The sequence below is a fragment of the Desulfonatronospira sp. MSAO_Bac3 genome, from assembly GCF_003838035.1.
Classification (GTDB): Bacteria; Desulfobacterota; Desulfovibrionia; order Desulfovibrionales; family Desulfonatronovibrionaceae; genus Desulfonatronospira; species Desulfonatronospira thiodismutans.
Window position 1 is genome coordinate 1 of sequence record NZ_QYZY01000217.1, and the last position, 2,871, is coordinate 2,871.

Below are 2,871 nucleotides of genomic sequence, written 5' to 3' on the forward strand. Positions count from 1 at the left end.
CCAGCACAGCCGGTACTTAGCGAGGGACAGTCCCCAGGCCTTGTGCCAGTAATCACCACCGAGGACCCCCTGAATGGTTACTCCCGGAAGGTTCAGGCCGGGGCGGGACTTTACGCCGGGTTCTCGTCTTCCAGAGAATCTACTATGCCCAGGGGACGGATAACTCTGTCCATCACCTGGTTTCCGGCCCGTTCCGGGTCCTCCTGCCTGCAGTGCTCATAAACATCCACCAGGTTCAGGGCCAGCTCCCGGCCGCGCTTGTAGCCGGCTGTTCGCGCTTCTTCAATTTTTTCCCACCTGGGATTTTGCATGAAATCCTGCACAGCCGGGACAATCTCGGGATAGAGAATCCTGGAAAGCGGCCTGGTCAAAGCAGCATAAAATCCCAGGGAGGAACTCCTGCGCTCTCTGATGACATGATCCAGCAGACCTCCCCGGCAGGTATCAGCCAATATATCCCGCACTGTACGCGCGAAAAACTCCACTAATGTGCCGGCCTGCTCCGAGACAATACGCTGCCATAAATCCCCGGGAAAAACATCCACTAAGGATTCGCCTATCTCGTGATAGACCCAGGTTTGCAGCTCTGCATCGCAGACCCTTAAAAAACCGTCCTGATAACTCCCCGGCTGCCTGCGCAGCCTGTGCAGGTTGATCCCGTGGCAGTCAAAGGCAAAGGCCAGCACCCTGGCCGAAGAAGCCCGAAGCTCCAGAATTTCGTCCCAGAGAAGAGTGGCCATGGACCGTCTTCTGCCGATTATCAGGTTTCCCTGGCGCATGAGGGGCACGCTGAAAATATCCCTGGCCAGCTCCTGGTCCACAATACATACGGTCATGCCTTCCTTTTCGTGTTTTCTGGCCACGCGCCCCAGGAAATAGCTGGGCTTCATTCCGGTCACCAGACCCGCGCCGTAGTGCAGGTCAGAACCTGCAAGCAGGGCATTGACCTGTGAGGGTTCCAGGCTGTCCAGGTTCTCTCCCTCTACCATCAAAGGTTCAGGGGATCTGCCTTCCAGGTCCAGCCACATGTTTTCGCGGTCTTCCACCCATTGCAGAAGATCTCCCTGATGCGGCTCCTGCCAGGGAGGCATATCCACTTCCCATTTATACAGGTTACGCAGGCGCAAAAGGAGCATGCACAGGGAAAAAGTACCGCTGTAATTGGCATCCGATATATGACAGTTGAGTTGTACCTGATTTTTAAGAGATGTAATATCTAATGGCATGCTGTTCATGCTATCTGCACGAATATATAAAGTAAAGATGCGGGCAAGAATCCTGAGAAATCAGTCTTCTGCAGCACCATACCCACCGCCGCCCGGAGTGCTGATAATCAACTCATCACCTGTGCTTAATACTTCTCTGAACTTGCCCGGCCGGGAATGCCACTGGCCATCCAGCCGGACACGGTTTTCCCCGGGCATTCCCTGCCGGCCATCCTTAAGACCGTAAGGACCAGTCCTTCTTCTGTCCGAAAGCACCGTGACCTCGCAGGGGACAAGCACCTGCATATGCCTGTAAATGCCCTGACCTCCGCAGAATCTGCCCCTTCCGCCAGAGCCCGTGCGCAGACCATATGCTAGCACCCGGAACGGATAAGTATGCTCCAGGGCCTCTACCGGGGTGTTCAGGGTATTGGTCATGTGCGAATGCACCCCGCTTTCCCCGTGATGCCTGCAGGAGGCCCCCATTCCGCCGGCCAGGGTCTCGTAATAGGTAAAGGCCCTGCCCGAGCGGGGGTCCACTACGCCTATGGTCACGTTGTTCATGGTACCCTGGGAAGCAGCAGGAATCCTTTCCGGAATCGCCCTGGACAGGGCTCCCAGGATAACGTCCACTATGCGCTGGGAAGTCTCCACATTGCCCCCGGCCACCGCCCCCGGGTGCAGGGCATCCAGGACTGATCCCGGCCTTGTATGCACCTTCACCGGCCTCAAGCACCCGCTGTTGGCCAGAATATCCTCGTTGACCAGGCAACGAAGCACATACAGGACACAGGACATGGTGATGGCCCGGACCGCATTCACCGAGCCTTTGACCTGGTCCGCACTAGCGGTGAAATCCAGTCCGGCGGTGCTGCCCTGAACACTTAGTTCCAGCCTTAAAGGAATCCCGGCAGCTCCCTGCCCGTCATCGTCCAGAAAGTCCTCAAACCGGTAAGTACCGTCAGGTATGGAGGCAATGGTCTTTTGCATCATTCTTTCCGAGTAATCAATAAGGGCCTGGCCATAGTTGTGCACCAGTTCCGGCCCGTACCTGTCAATGATTTCCTCCAGCCTGGCTATGCCGGTAAAATTGGCCATGACCTGGGCGGATAGGTCTCCCTCCCGTTCCCCAGGAGTGCGCACGTTTTTCAAAAGCAGCCTGAGGATATGTTTTTCCATCCTGCCCCGGCGCATGATCTTCACCGGAGGGATAATCACGCCTTCCTGATACAGAGAGGTTGAAAGGGGCATGGAGCCTGGAGACATGCCGCCTATATCACTGTGATGCGCCCTGTTGGCCACGAAGAAAAGAGGTCTGTCTCCCCCGGCGAACACCGGAGCCACAAGGGTTATATCCGGAAGGTGGGTTCCACCCTGGAAGGGGTCGTTTAGCATGACCACATCGCCTTGTTGAATCACATCCAGCTCTGTATCCTGGACTGCCGCCTGCACGGACAGGGGCATGGACCCCAGATGCACAGGTATATGCGCGGCTTGGGCTATCATCTCCGCCTGCGGGGAAAACACCGCACAGGACAAATCCCGGCGTTCCTTGATGTTGGAGGAAAAGGCCGTCCGGGTCAAAACCATGCCCATCTCCTCGCAGATGGAGGAGAAGCGGTTCTTGAAGACCTCCAGAAGTATGGGGTTTATGGTCATGGTAATA

2 protein-coding genes are annotated in these 2,871 nt (G+C 56.4%); both read right to left on the reverse strand.

The window, feature by feature from the left end:
• Nucleotides 1–110 precede the first annotated feature (110 nt).
• Nucleotides 111–1,235, reverse strand: coding sequence for an Sfum_1244 family protein (locus tag D5S03_RS07440; RefSeq protein ID WP_287043272.1), 1,125 nt, complete (start codon nt 1,233–1,235; stop codon nt 111–113).
• A gap of 51 nt (nt 1,236–1,286) precedes the next feature.
• Nucleotides 1,287–2,864 carry a hydantoinase B/oxoprolinase family protein gene (locus D5S03_RS07445; RefSeq protein WP_287043273.1) on the reverse strand — a complete coding sequence of 526 codons (1,578 nt, stop codon included), beginning with the start codon at nt 2,862–2,864 and terminating at the stop codon, nt 1,287–1,289.
• Between the last annotated feature and the right edge of the window lie 7 nt (nt 2,865–2,871).

Excerpts from the sequence above, each read along its gene's own strand:
- D5S03_RS07445 (WP_287043273.1), bottom strand. The coding sequence starts at position 2,864 with ATGACCATAAACCCCATACTTCTGGAGGTCTTCAAGAACCGCTTCTCC.
- D5S03_RS07440 (WP_287043272.1), bottom strand. The coding sequence starts at position 1,235 with ATGAACAGCATGCCATTAGATATTACATCTCTTAAAAATCAGGTACAA.